General features: G+C 38.3%; 21 protein-coding genes and 1 tRNA gene. 21 read left to right on the plus strand and 1 reads right to left on the minus strand.

The features are described from left to right. Positions 1–651 (minus strand): Holliday junction resolvase RecU, encoded by a 651-nt coding sequence (recU, locus tag lgb_RS01720; RefSeq protein WP_019294163.1) that lies wholly within the window; start codon positions 649–651, stop codon positions 1–3. A 272-nt stretch (positions 652–923) separates the two neighbouring features. On the opposite strand from recU, the gene lgb_RS01725 reads away from it, so the two are divergent. The 21 genes from lgb_RS01725 to lgb_RS01825 all read left to right on the plus strand — a co-directional run bounded on the left by lgb_RS01725 (position 924) and on the right by lgb_RS01825 (position 19,536). Beyond that, entirely contained in the window at positions 924–1,451 is a 528-nt protein-coding gene (locus lgb_RS01725; RefSeq protein ID WP_029345876.1) for an SLOG family protein, read from the plus strand. Between the two features lie 136 nt (positions 1,452–1,587). Then, entirely contained in the window at positions 1,588–1,980 is a 393-nt protein-coding gene (gene spx, locus lgb_RS01730; protein ID WP_003133982.1) for a transcriptional regulator Spx, read from the plus strand. 23 nt (positions 1,981–2,003) lie between these two features. Continuing rightward, positions 2,004–2,285, plus strand: a complete 282-nt coding sequence (locus tag lgb_RS01735) for a UPF0223 family protein (RefSeq protein WP_019294161.1) — start codon at positions 2,004–2,006, stop codon at positions 2,283–2,285. Then, a complete protein-coding gene (locus tag lgb_RS01740) occupies positions 2,251–3,039 on the plus strand; it encodes an inositol monophosphatase family protein (protein ID WP_019294160.1) in 789 nt (262 codons plus the stop codon). Before lgb_RS01735 ends, lgb_RS01740 begins: the two co-directional genes overlap by 35 nt. Before the next feature lie 72 nt (positions 3,040–3,111). Continuing rightward, positions 3,112–4,395 carry a UDP-N-acetylglucosamine 1-carboxyvinyltransferase gene (gene murA / locus lgb_RS01745; protein ID WP_019292629.1) on the plus strand — a complete coding sequence of 428 codons (1,284 nt, stop codon included), beginning with the start codon at positions 3,112–3,114 and terminating at the stop codon, positions 4,393–4,395. Next, complete coding sequence (locus lgb_RS01750; RefSeq protein ID WP_019292628.1) at positions 4,388–4,573, plus strand: DNA-directed RNA polymerase subunit beta; 186 nt, start codon at positions 4,388–4,390, stop codon at positions 4,571–4,573. Before murA ends, lgb_RS01750 begins: the two co-directional genes overlap by 8 nt. 153 nt (positions 4,574–4,726) lie before the next feature. Next, positions 4,727–6,010: a trigger factor gene (gene tig / locus lgb_RS01755; RefSeq protein WP_019292627.1), complete on the plus strand. Its 1,284-nt coding sequence runs from the start codon at positions 4,727–4,729 to the stop codon at positions 6,008–6,010. 156 nt (positions 6,011–6,166) lie between these two features. Next, positions 6,167–6,499, plus strand: a complete 333-nt coding sequence (locus tag lgb_RS01760) for an ArsR/SmtB family transcription factor (RefSeq protein ID WP_019294159.1) — start codon at positions 6,167–6,169, stop codon at positions 6,497–6,499. Beyond that, positions 6,496–7,173 carry a type 1 glutamine amidotransferase domain-containing protein gene (locus tag lgb_RS01765; RefSeq protein ID WP_019294158.1) on the plus strand — a complete coding sequence of 226 codons (678 nt, stop codon included), beginning with the start codon at positions 6,496–6,498 and terminating at the stop codon, positions 7,171–7,173. The genes lgb_RS01760 and lgb_RS01765 overlap by 4 nt, the downstream gene beginning before the upstream one ends. Then, positions 7,173–8,093, plus strand: coding sequence for an NAD-dependent epimerase/dehydratase family protein (locus lgb_RS01770; RefSeq protein ID WP_019294157.1), 921 nt, complete (start codon positions 7,173–7,175; stop codon positions 8,091–8,093). Before lgb_RS01765 ends, lgb_RS01770 begins: the two co-directional genes overlap by 1 nt. Before the next feature lie 97 nt (positions 8,094–8,190). Continuing rightward, a complete protein-coding gene (locus lgb_RS01775; RefSeq protein ID WP_019294156.1) occupies positions 8,191–8,880 on the plus strand; it encodes an HAD family hydrolase in 690 nt (229 codons plus the stop codon). Positions 8,881–8,931: 51 nt separating this feature from the next. Next, a tRNA-Arg gene (locus lgb_RS01780) sits at positions 8,932–9,003 on the plus strand. A 186-nt stretch (positions 9,004–9,189) separates the two neighbouring features. Further along, positions 9,190–10,122 (plus strand): ribonuclease Z, encoded by a 933-nt coding sequence (gene rnz, locus lgb_RS01785; RefSeq protein ID WP_064305286.1) that lies wholly within the window; start codon positions 9,190–9,192, stop codon positions 10,120–10,122. After that, positions 10,103–10,750 carry an SDR family NAD(P)-dependent oxidoreductase gene (locus lgb_RS01790; protein ID WP_019294154.1) on the plus strand — a complete coding sequence of 216 codons (648 nt, stop codon included), beginning with the start codon at positions 10,103–10,105 and terminating at the stop codon, positions 10,748–10,750. Before rnz ends, lgb_RS01790 begins: the two co-directional genes overlap by 20 nt. A 32-nt stretch (positions 10,751–10,782) precedes the next feature. Beyond that, a complete protein-coding gene (recJ, locus tag lgb_RS01795; RefSeq protein WP_019294153.1) occupies positions 10,783–13,017 on the plus strand; it encodes a single-stranded-DNA-specific exonuclease RecJ in 2,235 nt (744 codons plus the stop codon). Then, complete coding sequence (locus lgb_RS01800) at positions 13,007–13,519, plus strand: adenine phosphoribosyltransferase (RefSeq protein WP_003134000.1); 513 nt, start codon at positions 13,007–13,009, stop codon at positions 13,517–13,519. The genes recJ and lgb_RS01800 overlap by 11 nt, the downstream gene beginning before the upstream one ends. Positions 13,520–13,644: 125 nt before the next feature. Further along, on the plus strand, positions 13,645–14,205 hold the full coding sequence (rpoE, locus tag lgb_RS01805) for a DNA-directed RNA polymerase subunit delta (protein ID WP_003134001.1): 561 nt from the start codon (positions 13,645–13,647) through the stop codon (positions 14,203–14,205). A gap of 105 nt (positions 14,206–14,310) precedes the next feature. Beyond that, the gene (mltG, locus tag lgb_RS01810) at positions 14,311–16,026 is read left to right on the plus strand and encodes an endolytic transglycosylase MltG (RefSeq protein ID WP_019294152.1); all 1,716 of its coding nucleotides are present in this window, start codon (positions 14,311–14,313) and stop codon (positions 16,024–16,026) included. Positions 16,027–16,050: 24 nt separating this feature from the next. Then, complete coding sequence (gene greA, locus lgb_RS01815) at positions 16,051–16,524, plus strand: transcription elongation factor GreA (protein WP_019292667.1); 474 nt, start codon at positions 16,051–16,053, stop codon at positions 16,522–16,524. Positions 16,525–16,643: 119 nt separating this feature from the next. Further along, positions 16,644–17,096: a CtsR family transcriptional regulator gene (locus lgb_RS01820; protein WP_019292666.1), complete on the plus strand. Its 453-nt coding sequence runs from the start codon at positions 16,644–16,646 to the stop codon at positions 17,094–17,096. Beyond that, on the plus strand, positions 17,086–19,536 hold the full coding sequence (locus tag lgb_RS01825; RefSeq protein ID WP_029345874.1) for an ATP-dependent Clp protease ATP-binding subunit: 2,451 nt from the start codon (positions 17,086–17,088) through the stop codon (positions 19,534–19,536). The genes lgb_RS01820 and lgb_RS01825 overlap by 11 nt, the downstream gene beginning before the upstream one ends. Positions 19,537–19,568: the final 32 nt, after the last annotated feature.

Raw genomic sequence — 19,568 nt, forward strand, 5'->3', positions numbered from 1 at the left:
TTAATTCACCTCGCAAAGTTGATTAACGATATCCAAGTAAGGGATTCTAGGAATCTGATTTGATGGGATTTGATAAGCATGTTGCTTAATATAATCAAGAGGAATAGACTTTAAGCCTTTTTTTTCTTGATAAAAACGAATCAAATTCTCAGATGGCAAGTAGTAAGTTTCGTCCAAAGAGGCAAAGTGTAAGAGCACAAAGGCAATGCCTTTTTGTTCAAGAACTTTGGACATATGGACGATTTGATGCTCATGAAAATTTTTCAGAGGAAAACTTGTCTTCTGATGGGTTTCCTTAGCTTCAAAATCAATATATCTTCCCTGATAGACGCCAGAATAATCTGTAGTTGAAGCCTGTCTAAAGTAGGCTTCGGTAATTTTAGCACGGCTACGTTGGGGATAGTCAACCTTTACAATTTGGATAGGAGTGGGTTTTTTATGAATCACAGCGATATCATGTGCAAGATAATAATCATTAGTCGCATTGATCTCTGCTTCAAAGTTCATACCACGTTTACCAAATTTTACTGCCGATTTAGATTTTACCATATTCGGAGTACTTTTCGCAGCGTTATGCACCACTTTTTTCTCTGTTTGTTTTCCTGAAAAATTTTTTCTTTGTTTATTTAATCCTTGAGGATATTTTAGCATTTGTGTTTTTCCATATATTAAATTGTTACTTCTATTGTATAATGTAATTATAGCAAATTATTTGTCTTTTGGATTATTACAGTTAAAATGGTATCTTATTGTAGAGTTTGCGATTAGTTTCTTTACTTTCAAATTTTAATAACAGCAATAAAAATAGCTCCTTTATTTTTGCTTAAGTCGTATAAAAAGTATAAACGAGGAGAAAAGATGTTTTTGGATAATCAAGAAAAGAAAAAATATGATGCCTTATATTGTGCAAGGAAGGATCCGTTATGAAAACATTGCTTATTACAGGTTACACAGCTTTTGATTTAGGGATTTTTGATGAGAAGGATATCAAAATTAAAATTATCAAAAAAGCCTTTAAAAGAAGATTGGAAGCGTATCTGGACAAAGGATTGAAATGGGTTATTTTCACGGGTAATTTAGGCTTTGAATATTGGGCATTACAAGTTTCTAAAGAATTACAAACAGAATACGAGTTCCATATTGCAAGTATTTTTCCCTTTGAAACGCAGGGAAAAAACTGGAACGAGGCGAATCAAGCAAAATTGCGTGAATTTAAAGATGTAGATTATGTTAAATATGCTTACGAAGATTACGAAAATCCAAGTCAATTTCGTCAGTATAACGATTTTTTGCTCGAAAATTCAGATGGTTCTTTAGTTTTATATGACGAAGAAAACGAAACTAAGCTCCATTTTATTACGGATAGGATGCAAAAGACATCAAATTATAATATGGAATTGATTAGATTTGAAGATTTACAAGAAATTTGTGACGATATGAACAATATGTAACATAGACACAAATTCTTACACAATAGTAAAAAAACGCACTTTTTTTAATCTATAATTTTTGGTATAATAAGTAACAAATAATAGCGCTGCTCAAGTTTAATAATTGGTTACAGCCTAGATAGAATGGGGAAAGAAAGTGGTTGATTTATACTTATCGCCTTCATGTACAAGTTGCCGTAAGGCACGTGCATGGTTGGACAAACACAGTGTCCCTTATACGGAGCACAACATTTTGACACAGCCGATGACAAATGATGACTTACGTAAAATTTTGTCAAAAACAGAAAACGGAACGGAAGATATTATTTCAATTCGGTCAAAAATATTTCAAAAGCTTGCTTTGGATCTTGATGAGTTGACCATTAACGAGTTGATTAATCTTGTAACAGAGTATCCAAACCTTTTACGTCGTCCGATTATCACAGATGATCGTTTGTTACAAATTGGTTTTAATGAAGACGAGATTCGTGCTTTCTTACCTCGTCATTATCGTCGTGCGGAAATGAAACGTGCCGTAAACGACTTCTAAATGAATAAGGGAGAGTGGAAATAATGAAAGCTAATTATCAATATCCACTTGATTTAAGTTGGAGTACTGCTGAAATGACTGCAGTGCTCTCTTTTTTCAATCAAGTGGAAAATTTTTATGAGAGTAAAGTGAACAAAGAAGAATTCTTGGAGGCTTATAAAACATTCAAGAAGATTGTACCTTCCAAGATGCAAGAAAAACAGCTGGGGCGAGAATTCGAAGAAAACAGTGGTTATTCGCTTTATCGTGCCGTCAAGGAGGTACAAGCGAGTGAAAGACAATTTGTTCGCTTTGAAAAAGCTTAAACAAGCAAAAACTTGGGTGAGAGAAGCCGGAGCTTTTCTTCGTGATAATATTCATCAAACTTTGGAAGTTTCGCAAAAAAGTAATTTTAGTGATTTGGTGACAAATTTTGATCAGCAGGTTCAAGAAATCATCATTGAAGAAATTAGGAAGAATTATCCTCAGGATAAAATTCTAGCCGAAGAAGCCGGACGAAATACAGCAGCTTTTGACCGTAGTCAAGACAATTTTTGGATTTTAGATCCTATTGATGGTACGATAAATTTCGTGGTGCAGCAGGATAACTTTGCTGTGATGCTGGCTTATTATGAAAAAGGTCAGCCCCAATTTGGATTAATTCTTGATGTAATGGCGGACAAACTTTATTGGAATAACGCGCAAGAAGTATTTTGCAATGATAGAAGGCTTTTCTATAAACCGCAAGCATTTGAAAAAAGTCTACTTTCAATCAATTCAATGATTTATCGTAAAAACTTATATAAACTAACGGACTTTAGTTTAACTACTTTAGGAGTAAGGATGTTAGGCAGTGCAGGAATGGCCTATGCGGACCTTCTTGAAGGAAAAACTGTCGCTTATTTTAGCCTTTTACAACCTTGGGATTATGCCGCAGGAGGTATTTTGACCGAAAAACTCGGTTTTGTGACCAAAACCTTTGAGGGAGCAAAACCCAATCTTATAGACCGTCAGTACGTTTATAGCCTGCCTGCACATTTAGTTGAACAACTAATACAAAGGACAGACATAATCCTGTAAAGTTGACGAAAAGATTCATTGTGCTATAATTTAGGGTGTCTTTCAGAATAAAGAAATTATAGGAATGTATAAATGGATAAAATAATTGTCAAGGGTGGAAATACCCGCCTTAAAGGAACTGTAGAAATTGAAGGAGCAAAAAATGCTGTTTTGCCTTTGCTTGCAGCGACACTTTTGCCAAGCGAGGGAGAAATTATTCTTCGTAATGTTCCTATCTTGAGCGATGTTTACATGATGAACAATTTAGTGGATCATCTTGGAGTTGACTTAGAGTTTTCAGAAGAAAGCAAGACGGTTCACGCACAAGCAGCTTCTAAAGTAAAAACAAAAGCACCCTACGAATTTGTAAGCAAAATGCGTGCCTCTATCGTTGTAATGGGTCCAATTTTAGCTCGAAACGGGCATGCTCGTGTCTCAATGCCCGGAGGTTGCTCAATTGGTTCACGTCCTATCGATCTCCACTTGCGTGGCTTTGAATTGATGGGGGCGGAAATTACTCAAGAAGCGGGTTACATTGAAGCTAAGGCTGAAAAGCTACGTGGTGCACATATCTATTTGGACTTCCCATCAGTAGGTGCCACACAAAACTTGATGATGGCTGCAACTCTTGCAGAAGGAACAACAACTTTAGAAAATGCAGCACGCGAGCCTGAAATTGTTGACCTTGCAAATTGGCTCAATAAGATGGGTGCAAATGTCAAAGGTGCTGGTACAGATACAATTATTATCAAAGGTGTTGAAAAAATGCATGGTGCTAACCACGCAGTCGTACAAGACCGTATCGAAGCTGGAACCTTCATGGTAGCAGCGGCAATGACACAAGGCGATGTGTTAATTAAAGATGCGGTTCGTGAGCACAACCGTCCCTTAATTTCTAAATTGATTGAGATGGGTGTGGAGTTTGTCCAAGAAGATGAAGGACTTCGTGTTCTAGGTCCTGAAATCTTAAAAGCAACAAATGTAAAAACTTTACCACATCCTGGTTTCCCAACAGACATGCAATCGCAAATGACTGCGGCTCAAGCTATCGCTAAGGGTGAATCAACAATGATTGAAACGGTTTTTGAAAATCGTTTCCAACATTTAGAAGAAATGCGTCGTATGGGCTTAACGGTCGATATTACACGTAACACAGCCATCATCCAAGGCACACGAAAATTACAAGGTGCACAAGTTAAATCAACAGATTTACGTGCAAGTGCAGCATTAATTTTGCTTGGTATGGTTGCGCAAGGTCAAACTACAGTACGTAAATTAAGTCACCTTGATCGTGGTTATTACCGCTTCCATGAAAAATTAAAATCACTTGGAGCAGATATTGAACGTGTTCCAGAACTTGAGGAAATTGATGATTAAAAAAACGATTAAAGTATTAGGCGTTCGCCTTTCATTAGTCTTTTTAGTTCTTGTACTTGTCCTTATAGCAGGTGCAGCGGGCTTGATGTTAGGCTATGGTGTGTTAGGCGGCGGACAAGCGTCCCGTGTTTTTAGTGGCGACCTATGGCAAGAAGTCATACAACGTTTAAATCCATAAAAGTTTGCTTTTGCAAGCTTTTTTTTTGACTTAAACTCAAAGAAAAGCGCGAAAAATAATTGTTCAAAAAGTTGAATTCACTCAGTTTTTATGCTATTCTAGAAAGGTATGAAATTTCTGAGCTCAAGGCTCATAAATAAGGAGAAATAATTAATGACTGCAAGTTTTGAAAAAACTGGTGTTAACACTGGTACACTCTCATTTTCAATCGACCAAGAAACAATCAAAAACGGTCTTGACAAAGCTTTCAATAAAGTAAAAGGTAATATCTCAGTGCCTGGTTTCCGTAAAGGTAAAATCAGCCGTCAAATGTTTAACCGCATGTATGGTGAAGAAGCTCTTTTCGAAGAAGCTTTGAATGCCGTATTGCCAACTGCTTATGATGCAGCTGTAAAAGAAGCAGGTATCGAACCTGTTGCTCAACCAAAAATTGATGTCACTAAAATGGAAAAAGGTTCTGACTGGGAATTGACAGCTGAAGTAACTGTTAAACCTGAAGTAGAACTTGGTGACTACAAAAACTTGGAAGTTTCAGTAGAAGCAACTAAAGATGTTGCTGATGAAGAAGTTGAAGCACGTTTGACACAAGAACAAAACAACCTTGCTGAATTAACTGTTAAAGAAGGTAAAGCTGAAAACGGAGATACAGTAGTTATCGACTTTGTTGGTTCTATCGATGGTGTTGAATTTGAAGGCGGAAAAGGTGCAAACCACAGTTTAGAACTTGGTTCAGGTCAATTTATTCCTGGTTTTGAAGAACAACTTGTTGGCACTTCAGCTGGCGAAGAAATCGATGTGAAAGTGACTTTCCCAGAAGACTACCAAGCTACAGATCTTGCAGGTAAAGAAGCAGTTTTCGCAACTAAAGTTAACGAAGTTAAAGCAAAAGAAGTTCCAGAACTTGATGATGAATTAGCAAAAGATATTGACGAAGAAGTTGAAACTTTGGATGAGCTCAAAGCTAAATTCCGTAAAGAACTTGAAGATGCTAAAGCTGAAGCTTATAACGATGCTGTTGAAACTGCAGCTATCGAAACAGCTGTAGCAAATGCTGAAATCAAAGAAATTCCTGAAGAAATGATTCACGAAGAAGTTCACCGCGCAATGAACGAATTCCTTGGTGGAATGCAACAACAAGGTATCTCTCCAGAAATGTACTTCCAAATCACAGGTACTACTGAAGAGCAATTGCACGAACAATACCAAGAAGATGCTGGTAAACGTGTGCGTACAAACCTTGTTATTGAAGCAATTGCTAAAGCAGAAAACTTCGAAACTACAGATGAAGAAGTTAAAGCTGAGATTGCTGACTTGGCTGCACAATATAACATGCCTGTTGAACAAGTTGAAAAACTTCTTCCAGTTGACATGCTCCAACACGATATCGCAATGAAGAAGGCTGTTGAAGCAATCACAGATTCAGTTAAAGTTAAATAATTGTTTTATATAAAAATAAAAACTCATAGCCTTTGGTGCTGTGAGTTTTTTTATTTTCTTTTTAAAAAAAACAAATAGGTTGTCAATCCAATTTTTTGACATTAAGGTTAGATAATGGTTTAATGGTTTAAAAATATAAACTAACAAGGAGTAATAATGAAATTTGAACATTTAAAACATGAACTAAGTGAAGTCAGCGACTTTTTAATTGCCTTAGGTGATGAAAAGAGACAAGCAATTATTATTAAGTTACTGGAGAAGAGTGATTGCAAAGGCATACAAGTTGGAGATTTAATCGAAGCTACAGGTTTATCGCGCCCCGCTATTTCACATCATTTGAAAATCTTAAGACAAGCAAAGATAGTTAATTATCGTTCAGAAGGAACAAGAAACTTTTACTATCTTGAACATGATACATCAGAAATTATGAAATTACAACATTTTCTGGATGAAGTAACAAGGATAATGAAAGGAAAGCAAGAAAAATGAATAAAGTTTTGATTGTCGAAACAAATATTAAGCGTTATAAGAATACCGATGAAGCGACGGGGCTTTGGCTGGGCGAAAGTGCAGAATTTGTTGATGAACTCCAAAAACATGGTATTGCTTATGACTTTGTTAGCCCAAATGGTGGCTATGTTCCACTTGACCCACGGAGTATGAAATATATGGATGAAGCCATTTGGAACATTTATGAGCGGCAAGACTTTGTCGAAAGAGCTTTAAAAAAGACTTTGAAACCTGAGGAAGTAATCTCGCAAGACTATCGTGCCATATATTTCACAGGTGGCCACGGTGTGATGTGGGATTTTCCAGATAATCCAGAAATAAAAGGTATCGCCCAAGCTATTTATGCGCATGGTGGTTATCTCACTTCCGTTTGTCATGGTATCGCCGGTTTACTTAATCTTAAGAACCAAGAAGGTCAATACATCATTTCAGGGAAAAAGATAACGGGTTTTACAACAGCTGAAGAAGTTCTTGCAGGCAAGAAAAAAATCGTTCCTTTTCTCAATGAAGAGGTAGCCAAAAGCCGTGGGGCAACATGGTGTAAAAAAAGATTCTATAAAGATTTTGCTCTCCAAGATGGGCAACTTATCACGGGACAAAATCCGTTTTCTGTAAGGTCAGTCGCTAAAATGCTTATAAAGGAGATTGCATAATGCAAACAATACTAGGAAGTAATGGACAGATTGGTCAAGAGCTGGCCAAGGAACTTTTTAAAAAATATACAAAAGACATCAGGCTTGTGAGCAGAAAACCTCGCAAAGTAAACCCAACAGATAGCTTGTTTTCGGCTGACTTACTGAAGGCTGAGGAAGCGCATGCAGCGATTGCTGGCAGTGAGATTGTTTATTTTACAGCCGGTTTACCGATGGATTCTGAGCTTTGGGAAGAACAATTTCCTCTGATGATGAAAAATGTCATTGACGCATGTAAGCTGCACCAAAGTAAGTTGGTTTTCTTTGATAATACCTATATGTACCCTAAAAATGCGGAAATACAATATGAAGACACTAAATTTGAACCGAGGGGAAGAAAATCCACGGTACGTGCCCGATTAGCAGAAATGGTAATTGAGGAGATAGAGAACCATTCGCTCGAAGCTGTAATCTGTCGCGCGCCGGAGTTTTATGGCCCAGGTCAGACGCAGAGTATAACAAATACAATGGTCTTCAATGCAATTAAAGAGAATAGAAAAATAAAAATTCCCTTGAGTGCTACTCGTTTGAGAACCTTGATTTGGACACCCGATGCTAGCCGTGCAATGGCTCTCATAGGGAATGATGCGGATGCTTATGGTCAAACTTGGCATTTGCCATGCGCACCAAGCTTGACTTACCAAGACATCATTACACTTTCAGAAGAAATCACAGGAAAAAAACTTCAATACACAATAATTAAGATGTGGCAATTCAAATTGGCGGCCCTTTTCAGCCAAAAAGCGAAAGAATTGCAAGAGCTTCTTCCGCGTTATGCAGAGGACAATGTATTTAATTCAGACAATTTTAAAAAACATTTTCCAGAGTTTGAAGTAACAAGCTTTGAAGCAGGTGTAAAACAGGTGCTTTTAGAGAAATAGCCTTATGAAAAACTTCCTGATGGCTCGTCTTAATTCATTTGATATCCAGAAGGCAAAATGATAAACTTTTAAAGAAAGAGGAAAGGGATTAAGAAACATGAAAGAGATAAAAAATATTATTTTTGACTGGGACAATACACTCTTTCCTTTTAAAAAATATTGGGAAACAGCACACCGAAAAGTTTTTTTGGACTTGATTGATTTTCAGGATGAATTTTCTATAGATGATTTTATGGCAAAGTATCGTGAAGTGGATGAGCAACTCTGGCCTTTAGTTCACGAAGGGAAAATGACGATTGAGCAGCTGCGCGAAGAGCGTGTTCGCCAAGTCTTGGATTACTACGCAATTCACTATAAAGAAAACTTTGTGCGCCTGTTCTTTGACATTTTTTTGACAGCTTTACTTGAAGAGATAGAAGTTGATCAGAATTTATTGTCTAAAATGCAGGAGCTCTCCCAAAATTATAATATTGCTATTTTAAGCAATGGGGAGAGTGGAGAGCAAAGAGAAAAGATTAAACGTTTTGGCTTTGAAAATCTGTTTCCAGTTTATATTTCGGCCGAAACTGGCTTAATCAAACCTGATCAAGCAGCTTTTTATAATATTTTAGATAAGGAAGGCTTTGATCGTGAAGCAACACTTATGGTTGGAGATCTCCTTGAACATGACATTCTTCCAGCACAAAAACTTGGTTTAGCCACTGCTTATATAGGACATGACAATAAGGAAATCGCAGATAAAACCTATGAAAGCATCGAAGATTTCCTTGAAGATTTTTTGAAATAAAGAAACTTGAAATTTCCTTTATTTTCCTGTAAAATGATAGAGTTATCAGTGCCGTCTGTAGTGTAATGGATATCACGCAAGATTCCGGTTCTTGCGATGGGGGTTCGATTCCCTCCAGACGGATAAATTTTTTATTTTGAGCGCTGTAAGACATTGTGAGAAGCACAATGTTTTTTACATTTTGATATTCTCTTTTCTGACTTAATGAACAGGTGGAAACGATGAGAGACAAGCATCAAAGTAGAAAATGTTTTTTATTTGATTCCAATAATGGATAGGAAAGAACATAATTAGAATATTGAGGAAGATATGGATATTCAATTTTTAGGGACGGGCGCGGGCCAGCCATCACGAACGCGAAAAACACAGGCTATCGCTTTGAAGTTACTCGATGAACGTAACGAAATATGGCTATTCGATTGTGGCGAAGCGACCCAACATCAAATTTTAGAAACATCAATTAAACCAAGAAAAATCACCAAGATTTTTATTACACATTTGCATGGCGATCATATTTTTGGTCTACCGGGTTTTCTATCTAGTCGTTCTTTCCAAGGTTCAAGTAAAGATGAGGAACATACGGACTTGGAATTATATGGACCAAAAGGTCTGAAAGACTTTGTGATGACGGCTCTGCGCATGTCGGGTTCGCGTCTTGGATACAAGATTCACTTTCATGAAATTGAAACGCCTGGTAAGATATTTGAAGATCAAACCTTTGAAGTATATGCTGATACCTTAGATCATACAATTTTTTGTCTCGGCTACCGTGTAGTCGAAAAAGATCGTCCTGGAGAACTAGATGCAGCGGCTTTGAAAGCATCAGGTCTACCTTTCGGTCCCCTCTTTGGCAAAATAAAGAATGGTGAAACAGTAGAGCATGATGGGAAAGTTTTTCATCCAGAGGACTATATTGGCGCAGATAAGCAGGGGAAAGTGGTCACCATTCTTGGAGATACCCGACGTACACCAAGCGCTGTTCGTTTAGCGGTTGGGGCAGATCTTTTAGTTCATGAAGCAACTTATGAAGCAAAAGAAGCAAAAATGGCCCGCCGACACGGACATTCGACCTCAAAACAAGCAGCAGATGTTGCTCAGGAAGCAGGTGCAAAACGTTTGGTGCTCACGCATATTAGTGCACGCTATGTTGGCCCACTTGTAGCTCAGCTTGCGCAAGAAGCACGAGATGTTCATCCTAATTCGTATGTGGCGAAAGATTTTTATGAAGAAAAAGTTGAGTAAAAAGAATATTGTAATTACAGGCGCTAGCGGTGATATAGCACAAGCACTTGTTCAGCGTTTAGAGGATCATAACCTTATCTTGATCAGTCGCTCGCTTCCTCAGCCAGACATGCCTGAAAAAGTAGATATCCTCATTAATAATGCAGGTTTTGGAGAGTTTACAGAGTTAAGTAACTTATCGGATGAGCAAATTGATGAAATGTTCAAGGTGAATACGTTAGATCTGATTAAACGGACGCGTGATTTGCAACCACAGTTGCAAGTAATTAATATTGCATCCATAGCAGGGAAGTTACCTACAGCGAAATCGACAGTATATGCAGCTTCCAAAGCCGCTGTTCTCGCTTTTTCTGATGCTTTACGTTTAGAAAAACCCGATCTTATCGTGACAACAGTCAACACAGGGCCGGTCCGCACAAAATTTCACAAAGACAATATGGACTATTTGGAAAAAGTGGGCGAAAATGCGGTCAGTGCAGAATATGTTGCGGATAAGATTGAGCAGGTTTTAGGGAAAAATAAAAGAGAATTGAACTTACCTGTCCAGCTGGCTTTCGTTGCGAAAGTTCGTGCACTTTTCCCAAGTCTTGTAGATAATATAGGAAATAGGTTTTTTAATTATAAATAAATCTTCAAATAAGCAGTCGAAGTGGAGGAAACTTGATTAAATCAAAATATATATGGAAGTTAACTGAGTCAGACTTACCGGATGAGTTTCTTAAGTTAAGTAAAAAATATAAATTAGATACACTGGTAGCGCAAATTTTGTGGCAACGCGGCATAAGGGCAGAAGAGGAGATTCAAGCTTACTTGAATCCTGACCTTCAGCAATTACATGATCCGTTTTTGTTGCACGATATGGAAAAAGCCGTTCAAAGAATTTTGACTGCAATTGAAAATGGGCAAAATATCTTAATATACGGTGATTATGATGCGGATGGTATGACGGCAAGTTCCGTAATGAAATCAGCTTTAGATGAATTAGGAGCGGAAGTTCAGGTCTATCTTCCTAACCGCTTTACTGATGGTTACGGGCCAAATCTTGATGTCTATAAATATTTCATTCAAAATGAAGACATTGATTTGATTATTACTGTGGATAATGGTGTGGCTGGCCATGAAGCCATCGCCTATGCACAAAGTCAAAATGTTGATGTTATTGTAACTGACCATCACAGCATGCCAGAAGTACTGCCAGAAGCTTTTGCAATTGTACATCCTGAACACCCAGAATCAAACTATCCTTTTAGGTATTTGGCTGGAGTAGGAGTAGCTTTTAAAGTCGCAACAGCTCTTTTAGACTATATTCCTTCAGATATGCTTGATTTGGTGGCAATCGGAACAATTGCGGATATGGTTAGTCTTACTGATGAAAATCGTATCTTGGTGAGTCATGGACTAAAAGTATTAGCGAATACTGAGCGTGCAGGCTTGATGGAACTCATGCGTCTCTCAGGAACTGATTTTGAAAAGGTGAATGAGGAAACGGTTGGTTTTCAAATTGCCCCTCGTTTGAATGCTCTGGGGCGCTTAGATGATCCAAACCCAGCGATTGAACTATTAACAGGCTGGGATGAAGAAGTGGCTGCCGAAATTGCGCAGATGATTGATGAAAAAAATAGCGAGCGTAAAGTAATCGTAGAAAATATCTTCAATCAAGCCCTCACAATGATAACGGACGAGCCCGTACAAATTCTGTATCATAAGGATTGGCATAAAGGTGTTTTAGGTATCGTTGCCGGACGTTTACTTGAGCAATTTCACAAACCTATTATTATGTTGGCAGAAGAAGAGGGGGTTCTTCGAGGATCAGCACGTTCGATTGAAAACTTTAATATATTTGAAGCACTCAACGAACACCGTGAACTTTTTATGGCTTTTGGTGGCCACAAACAGGCTGCTGGGATGACTTTTGCCTTGGAGAATGTGGAAGTAATCAAGCAAGTGATGCTCGACTTTATTCAAGAAAACGATATCGATATGTCAGGAAAAAGTTCACTAGAAGTTCAGGGCAGTTTGCAGTTTGACGAGATTAGCTTAGAGACGATTAGAAGTTTAGAAAAGTTATCTCCTTATGGTATGGACAATCCGAAGCCTCATTTTCTCCTTACGGATTATCAGGTTGAGCAAGCACGTAGTATGGGAAAAGACAACAGTCATCTCAAACTTAAATTAGTACAAAATGGACAAGCTTTAGATGCGGTTTACTTTGGGCATGGAGCTGAAAGCCTAGAATTTGAACAAAGTGATACAGAACTTGTCGGTACCTTATCTAGCAATACTTGGAATGGTACAACAACTGTTCAGCTTATGGTGGCTGATGCTAGAGTAAATGGTGTTGAGCTTCTGGATATTCGAAGTCGACAAGTTGAATTGCCTAAAAATACAATACGTTTTGTCCATAATGAAGTGAAAAATGGTACAATAGAAGAAGTGCTTATTATTGAGGAAGCCCCAACTGATAAGGAAGCCTTATCTGCTTTGGCGGAATTAATACATGAGCAGGAATTTGAATTGATTTATTTCAAAAATACAATCAAGAAAAATTATTATTTGACGGGAGCGGGGACGCGTGAGCAGTTTGCGCGCTTCTATAAAGCAATTTATCAGTATCCTGAGTTTGATATACGTTTTAAATTGAAAGACTTAGCAAATTATTTGAAGATACCCGATATTTTACTGATAAAGATGATTCAAATATTTGAAGAACTGAATTTTGTCACTATTGACAATGGCATGATGAGTGTGAATAAAGCCGCCGAAAAGCGTGATATTTCTGAAAGTAATATTTACCGAGAGCTTCAAGAAATTGTTGCTTTTCAAGAACTTTTCGCCTTATCCCCTGTCAAAGAAATTTATAAAAAATTAAAAGAGGAAGATGCACATGCAACTTAAAGATTACATTGCAACGATTGAAAATTACCCAACAGAAGGTATCGTTTTCCGCGATATCTCACCACTTATGGCTGATGGAAATGCCTACAACTATGCAGTTACTGAAATTGTGCAATATGCACGCGATAAAGAAATTGATGTAATTGTTGGCCCAGAAGCGCGTGGATTCATCGTTGGATGTCCTGTTGCTTTTGCACTTGGTGTTGGTTTTGCTCCTGTGCGTAAACCAGGAAAATTACCACGTGAAGTTATTTCAGCAGACTATGAAAAAGAGTATGGTACAGATACATTGACAATGCATGCTGACTCTATTAAGCCAGGACAACGTGTTCTGATTGTAGATGATCTCTTGGCAACAGGTGGAACAGTAAAAGCTACTATTGAGATGATTGAGCGTTTGGGTGGTATCGTTGTTGGGTGTGCCTTCTTTATTGAACTTGATGACCTTAAAGGGCGTGAAAAACTCGGTAACTATGATTATAAGGTATTGATGCATTATTAATTTCATCCTACCAAGCAAGACGGAAAACGACATATAATGAAACAGTTTAAATCCGTTTACATATTGACAATGAAGCGAATTTAATATAATATAGAAAAAGAAAATCTGAAAGAGAGCAAAAAAGTTTGAAAATTGAAGCATTAGAAGGACAAAATATCGAAGAACTTTCAATGATTGAAGTTGCTCATGCAATTTTGGAACAAAATGGTAAGGAAATGGCTTTTGCAGAAATCTTGAACGCCGTTCAAGACTACTTGAAAAAGTCGGACAATGAAATCAAAGCCACAATTGCACGTTTTTACACAGAAATGAATACAGATGGAAGCTTTATTCCATTAGGAAATAACATTTGGGCACTGCGCTCATGGTACGCGATCGACGAAATCGATGAGGAAGTAATTGCTCTTGATGAAATTGACGACGAAGAAGAAAAAACAACTAAAAAACGTACAAAAGTTAATGCATTCGGTATCGAAGATGAAGTGGATCCTGAAGATGAACACATCGACAAAGGAAACGATGCAGATGACATGACTTATGATGATGAGAATCCAGATGATGAAAAAGATGAGGTTCAAGCTTATGATGCTGAACTTGCTGAAGTTGAACTGGATAACGTGGATGAAGACGTTGAACTCGATGAAGAGGACGACGATGATGACGACAGCGACTCAGAAGAGAATTAAAATCTAAAAGAGTGAGGTCCCTGACCTCGCTTTTGTGAATATTACCCAACAAACTTACGCTTCACTGTTTAAAAAAAGAGGGTGGCGTGATAAGGAGGATTAACCTTGGTAGAAAAAGATACGGAGAAGTTTTCGAGAGAAAGTTTCAAAGATAAAATCTTGCGTGAACTTGAAGAAGGAAATCGAGCCAACACGGATGGGACTTTTGAAAACTATGCCCGTGAATCCAACAAAGAACTTTCTTCAACCCCGAGTAGACATACTCGGCGAGAACGTGCTGATTTTTCGGATATTCAACGTCCAACTCCATTTAAGTTGACAGAAGAACTGGAAAATCCAGAAGTAGAGGGACAAGCTAAAATTTCCGAAGATGTAGAATTTCCTGAAAAAGCTGTTTCTGATCAAGTGAAAACAGAAGCATCAGCACATGAAGAACGTCCAGACTTTGCAAGTGTTCGCGAGCAAATGCTCCAAGCGAGCCAAGGACAAAGTTATTCACGACTTAGACGCAAGACAAAAGAGTCTGATAAAGAAGTTGTTGATGAATATGAGCAACCTGAAGCACAAGCAAGTGATGCTGCAGAGCCTCTTGGCGAAGAGACGACTCACAGACAAAGAAGTCGTCGTGCAGCAGTAAAATCGGATGCGGAAGCTGAAGAAATGCAGCCCAAGTCGAAAGCGAAAAAATCGAAGAAGAAAGTTTCTTCTGGAAAGATTATTGCTGTTATCGTAGCTGTTTTAATTCTGGCTGCGGCAGGGACTGGTTTTTACGGTTATAATTTCATCAAAGAAGGTGTACAACCGCTCAATACTGCAAATACAACCAAACGCGCCATTAACATTCCAGCGGGAGCAAGCAGTAAACAAATCGGAGATATCTTACAACGAGAAGGTATTATCAAAAATGGTATGGTTTTCCAATACTATACTAAATTTAAAAATTTCAGTGGCTTTAAGAGCGGCTACTACAACTTGGCGCCTAGCATGAACTTGTCGGATATTGCAAGTCTTTTGGAGCAAGGAGGAACCGAACATCCTGTGGAACCAACTCTGGGCAAAATTTTGATTCCTGAAGGTTATACATTGGAACAAATTGCTCAAGCTGTTACAGTGAATTCTGCGGATAAAGATGAAAAAACACCTTTTACTAAAGATGAGTTTATGAAGACTGTACAGGATCAAGCGTTCATCGAAAAAATGAAAGAGAAGTTTCCAAAACTTCTTGCAAGCTTACCAAGTAAAGACAGTGGTGTGAAGTATCAACTTGAAGGTTACCTCTTCCCAGCAACTTATGAGTATACGAAAAAGACAACTGTTGAAAGCTTAATTGAGACCATGCTTTCAACAACTAATACACAGCTGGAACCTTTGTATGAACAAATACAAGCGAACGGACTTACGGTCAATGAAACCTTGAGTTTGGCTGCCATTGTCGAAAAAGAAGCGAATAGCGATGATGATCGCCGTAACGTTGCACAGGTCTTCTTTAACCGTAAAGATTTAGGGATGACGATGGATTCTAATACAGGAATCTTTTATGCTGAAGGTAAGCTAGGTAAGGATACGTCGCTTGATCAGCAAGCTGCAATTAATACACAATTAGACTCACCTTTCAATACTTATTTGTACCCAGGTTTTGGTCCTGGACCAATCGTGAGTCCAAGCTTGTCGTCAATCAAAGCAGTGCTTAACCCGACTGCGAATGATTATCTTTATTTCGTAGCAGACGTTGAAGGTAAGATTTACTTTGCGCAAACACTTGAAGAACAAAACATCAATGTTCAAAAGTATGTCAATGATGCGATTGCGTCGGGTAATTAATTAGAAATTTAAAAAGGATAAAAAATGGTAGAAAAAACTTTCCCCATGACCAAAGAAGGTCTGGAAAAATTAGAACAAGAATTAGATAACCTTAAATTGGTTAAACGCCCTGAAGTTATTGAACGCATCAAAATTGCACGTAGCTACGGTGACCTTTCAGAAAACTCAGAATACGAAGCAGCAAAAGATGAACAAGCCTTTATTGAAGGTCGTATCTCAACTGTGGAAACAATGATTCGTTATGCTGAAATCGTAGACAATGCTAATATTGACAAAAATGAAGTTGCTCTTGGTAAATCAGTTGTTTTCCAAGAAGTTGGAGATGACGAAGAAGAAGAGTACGAAATCGTCGGTACTGCTGAAGCTGATCCATTTTCAGGCAAAATTTCAAATGAATCTCCAATCGCTCAAGCCTTGATTGGCCGTAAAGTTGGCGATGTTGTGAAAATTCCGTTGCCTATGGGTGAAATCGAAGTTAAGATTGTTGATGTAAAATAAAATAAAAAAATCTGCTTTTAGCGGATTTTTTTATTTTAGAGACGTTTCAGCCACTATTTTTGGTAAAAAATTAAAATTTTCGATATAATAGTCAATAAAGGTCAAAGATTGGAGGTTCTATGTCTGCCCAAAATACTTCAGATATTATCGAAGCTTATTTGCGAAAACTGCTAGAAGAGGCACGTGAGATTGAGATTAAACGTGCAGATTTAGCCAGTCAATTTGACGTGGTTCCTTCGCAAATTAACTATGTGATTAAAACCCGTTTCACCCCATCTAAAGGCTTTGATGTTGAGTCAAAGCGTGGTGGTGGCGGCTATATTAAAATATTCAAATACCATTATTCGGCAAAGCATGAATTCTTGCTTGATTTAGCACAGAAGTTGCCTGCCAACTTGACCGAAAGTATGGCACAAGATGTCTTGCAACTTTTATTTGATGAAAACATTTTGACTGAACGAGAAGGAAATCTTCTCCTTTTGCTTTTAGCTGATAGTGATATTTCTAACAGTTGTCGAGCACAAATGATGATAAAAATACTACAGAGATTGGATCGTGATGATGAAATTTAATGAAAAGGACTTTACACCACAAGTCATAAAAGTGCTTGAGAAGTCTGTCGACTATGCGCACAAGTTTAACTACGCTTGGGTTGAAAGCTCGCACTTATTGGCTGCCTTGGCTGAGGTCCCGGCTTCATTGGCATTTACGCTACTTAATTCAGAAAAGATTGATTTGGAAGAAATGTTAATCGACATCGAAGATTTTTCAAGTCAAGTGAAGACAAAAAAATCAGAAATAAAGCTTAGTCCAAGAGTGGAAACGATTATTGAGCAAGCACGAGCACTGGCTCAAAATAATGATAAAAACCGCATCGGGACCGAGCATCTCTTATATATGCTGTTGGCAAATGAAGCCAGCTTTGCAGGACAACTTTTACGTGAGCAAGACATCAATATCGTTAACCTCCGCAAAAAGCTAGAGCAAAAAGCATATCTACGTGTACCAGAGCGCCGTAAAGCGGTGACACCAGCTTCGAAAAGAAACCTGTCGGGGAAAGTGTCCGAAACAACGACAACGCCTACTTTAGACACGGTATCAACAGATTTGACAAAAGCAGCCCGTGAAGGCAAGCTTGATCCCATGATTGGAAGAGAGCGTGAAGTTGAACGTCTTATCCACATTTTGAGCCGTCGAACAAAAAATAATCCCGTTCTTGTTGGTGAGCCAGGTGTTGGTAAGTCAGCGATTATTGAAGGTTTTGCGACACGTGTGGCTGCAGGAAATGTTCCTGTAGGTTTACGCGGCAGCCGCATTATGGCTTTAAATATGGCGATGGTCGTAGCGGGGACAAAATTCCGTGGTGAATTTGAAGATCGTTTGACGGCTATTGTTGATGAAGTGACACATGATAAAGATGTTATCGTCTTTATCGATGAACTCCATACCATTATTGGTGCTGGTGGCGGCATGGACTCGGTCAACGATGCCTCAAACATTTTAAAACCAGCATTAGCACGGGGCGAGTTCCAACTCATTGGTGCTACCACTTATCAAGAATATCAAAAATATATTGAAAAAGATGAAGCCCTAGAACGCCGTTTTGCCCGTGTCAATGTCGAAGAACCCTCAGAAGAGGAAACGGTTGCGATTTTACAAGGCTTGAAAGAAAAATTTGAGGCTTACCATACAGTCAAATTTGAAGAAGGGGCTTTGGAGCGTGCTGTCAGCTTGAGTAATCGCTATATGCCTAGTCGTCGTCTCCCAGACAAAGCTATTGATCTTCTTGATGAAGCAGCAGCCAAAGTTAAAATCACGAGTAAAACAAATTATACCAAGTTAGACGAGTTAAAAGCAGAATTAAAAGCGGAAGAACTGAGATTACAAAAAGCAGTTGTTGCTCTTGATATTGTTGAAGCGCAAGGGATTGAAAAAGATATTGAAAAATTAACGCACAAGATTGATAATTTTACAGTATCGGAAAATGATAATCCTTTGGTGGAGGAAAGCGATGTTTATGCTGTCGTTTCTAACCTTACAGGAATCCCACTCCAACAGATGACGAAGACAGAAAGTGAACGTCTGATTAACTTAGAAAAAGAGTTACATAAACGTGTGGTTGGACAGGAAGAAGCGATTTCTGCTGTTTCTCGTGCCATTAGACGTGCACGTTCAGGGATTGCCGATACGAGACGTCCTTTGGGCTCATTTATGTTCCTTGGTCCGACAGGAGTTGGGAAGACAGAGCTTGCTAAGGCTTTAGCGGAAAGTGTTTTTGGCAGTGAAGAAAATATGATTCGTGTAGACATGAGTGAATTTATGGAAAAATTCTCGACATCGCGTCTTATCGGAGCACCTCCTGGATATGTAGGTTACGATGAAGGTGGGCAATTGACAGAGCAAGTCCGTAATAAGCCTTATTCTGTTATTCTCCTTGATGAAGTCGAAAAGGCCCACCCTGATATTTTCAATATCATGTTACAAATTTTGGATGATGGTTTCGTTACAGATACCAAAGGACGTAAAGTTGATTTCAGAAATACGATCATCATTATGACATCTAACTTGGGTGCAACGGCTATTCGTGATGATAAAACGGTTGGTTTTGGGGCTAAATCAATTTCAACGGATTATCCAGCTATGAAAGCAAGAATCATGGAAGAGCTGAAGAAACAGTACCGTCCAGAATTTCTCAATCGTATCGATGAAACTATCGTTTTCCATTCACTGACAGAAAAAGAGATTGAACAAGTCGTGAAAATCATGAGTAAATCTCTTGTATCGCGTTTGAAAGATCAAAATATCAAAGTAAAATTTACACCTGCTGCTTTGAAAGTTATTGCTGATAAAGGATTTGATCCTGAATACGGTGCCCGCCCATTGCGTAAAGCTCTGCAACGTGAGGTTGAAGACACGCTCAGTGAACAATTGCTTGCCGGCGAAATTCATCCAGGGGATACGATTTCGATTGGTTCTTCTAATAAAAAGATTAGAATAAGTGTTATTGATTGACTTGTAAGCGATTATATATTATAATTAAATTA

The organism is Lactococcus petauri (assembly GCF_023499275.1).
In the GTDB taxonomy this organism is placed as follows: domain Bacteria; phylum Bacillota; class Bacilli; order Lactobacillales; family Streptococcaceae; genus Lactococcus; species Lactococcus petauri.

What these genes read in the sequence shown, in the direction of transcription:
- lgb_RS01770 (WP_019294157.1), top strand. Translation starts at nt 7,173, where the DNA reads ATGCAAACAATACTAGGAAGTAATGGACAGATTGGTCAAGAGCTGGCC.
- recU (WP_019294163.1), bottom strand. Translation starts at nt 651, where the DNA reads ATGCTAAAATATCCTCAAGGATTAAATAAACAAAGAAAAAATTTTTCA.
- lgb_RS01750 (WP_019292628.1), top strand. Translation starts at nt 4,388, where the DNA reads ATGATTAAAAAAACGATTAAAGTATTAGGCGTTCGCCTTTCATTAGTC.
- lgb_RS01725 (WP_029345876.1), top strand. Translation starts at nt 924, where the DNA reads ATGAAAACATTGCTTATTACAGGTTACACAGCTTTTGATTTAGGGATT.
- lgb_RS01790 (WP_019294154.1), top strand. Translation starts at nt 10,103, where the DNA reads ATGAAGAAAAAGTTGAGTAAAAAGAATATTGTAATTACAGGCGCTAGC.
- lgb_RS01775 (WP_019294156.1), top strand. Translation starts at nt 8,191, where the DNA reads ATGAAAGAGATAAAAAATATTATTTTTGACTGGGACAATACACTCTTT.
- lgb_RS01735 (WP_019294161.1), top strand. Translation starts at nt 2,004, where the DNA reads ATGAAAGCTAATTATCAATATCCACTTGATTTAAGTTGGAGTACTGCT.
- murA (WP_019292629.1), top strand. Translation starts at nt 3,112, where the DNA reads ATGGATAAAATAATTGTCAAGGGTGGAAATACCCGCCTTAAAGGAACT.
- lgb_RS01760 (WP_019294159.1), top strand. Translation starts at nt 6,167, where the DNA reads ATGAAATTTGAACATTTAAAACATGAACTAAGTGAAGTCAGCGACTTT.
- rnz (WP_064305286.1), top strand. Translation starts at nt 9,190, where the DNA reads ATGGATATTCAATTTTTAGGGACGGGCGCGGGCCAGCCATCACGAACG.
- lgb_RS01820 (WP_019292666.1), top strand. Translation starts at nt 16,644, where the DNA reads ATGTCTGCCCAAAATACTTCAGATATTATCGAAGCTTATTTGCGAAAA.
- lgb_RS01825 (WP_029345874.1), top strand. Translation starts at nt 17,086, where the DNA reads ATGAAATTTAATGAAAAGGACTTTACACCACAAGTCATAAAAGTGCTT.
- greA (WP_019292667.1), top strand. Translation starts at nt 16,051, where the DNA reads ATGGTAGAAAAAACTTTCCCCATGACCAAAGAAGGTCTGGAAAAATTA.
- lgb_RS01765 (WP_019294158.1), top strand. Translation starts at nt 6,496, where the DNA reads ATGAATAAAGTTTTGATTGTCGAAACAAATATTAAGCGTTATAAGAAT.
- lgb_RS01800 (WP_003134000.1), top strand. Translation starts at nt 13,007, where the DNA reads ATGCAACTTAAAGATTACATTGCAACGATTGAAAATTACCCAACAGAA.
- tig (WP_019292627.1), top strand. Translation starts at nt 4,727, where the DNA reads ATGACTGCAAGTTTTGAAAAAACTGGTGTTAACACTGGTACACTCTCA.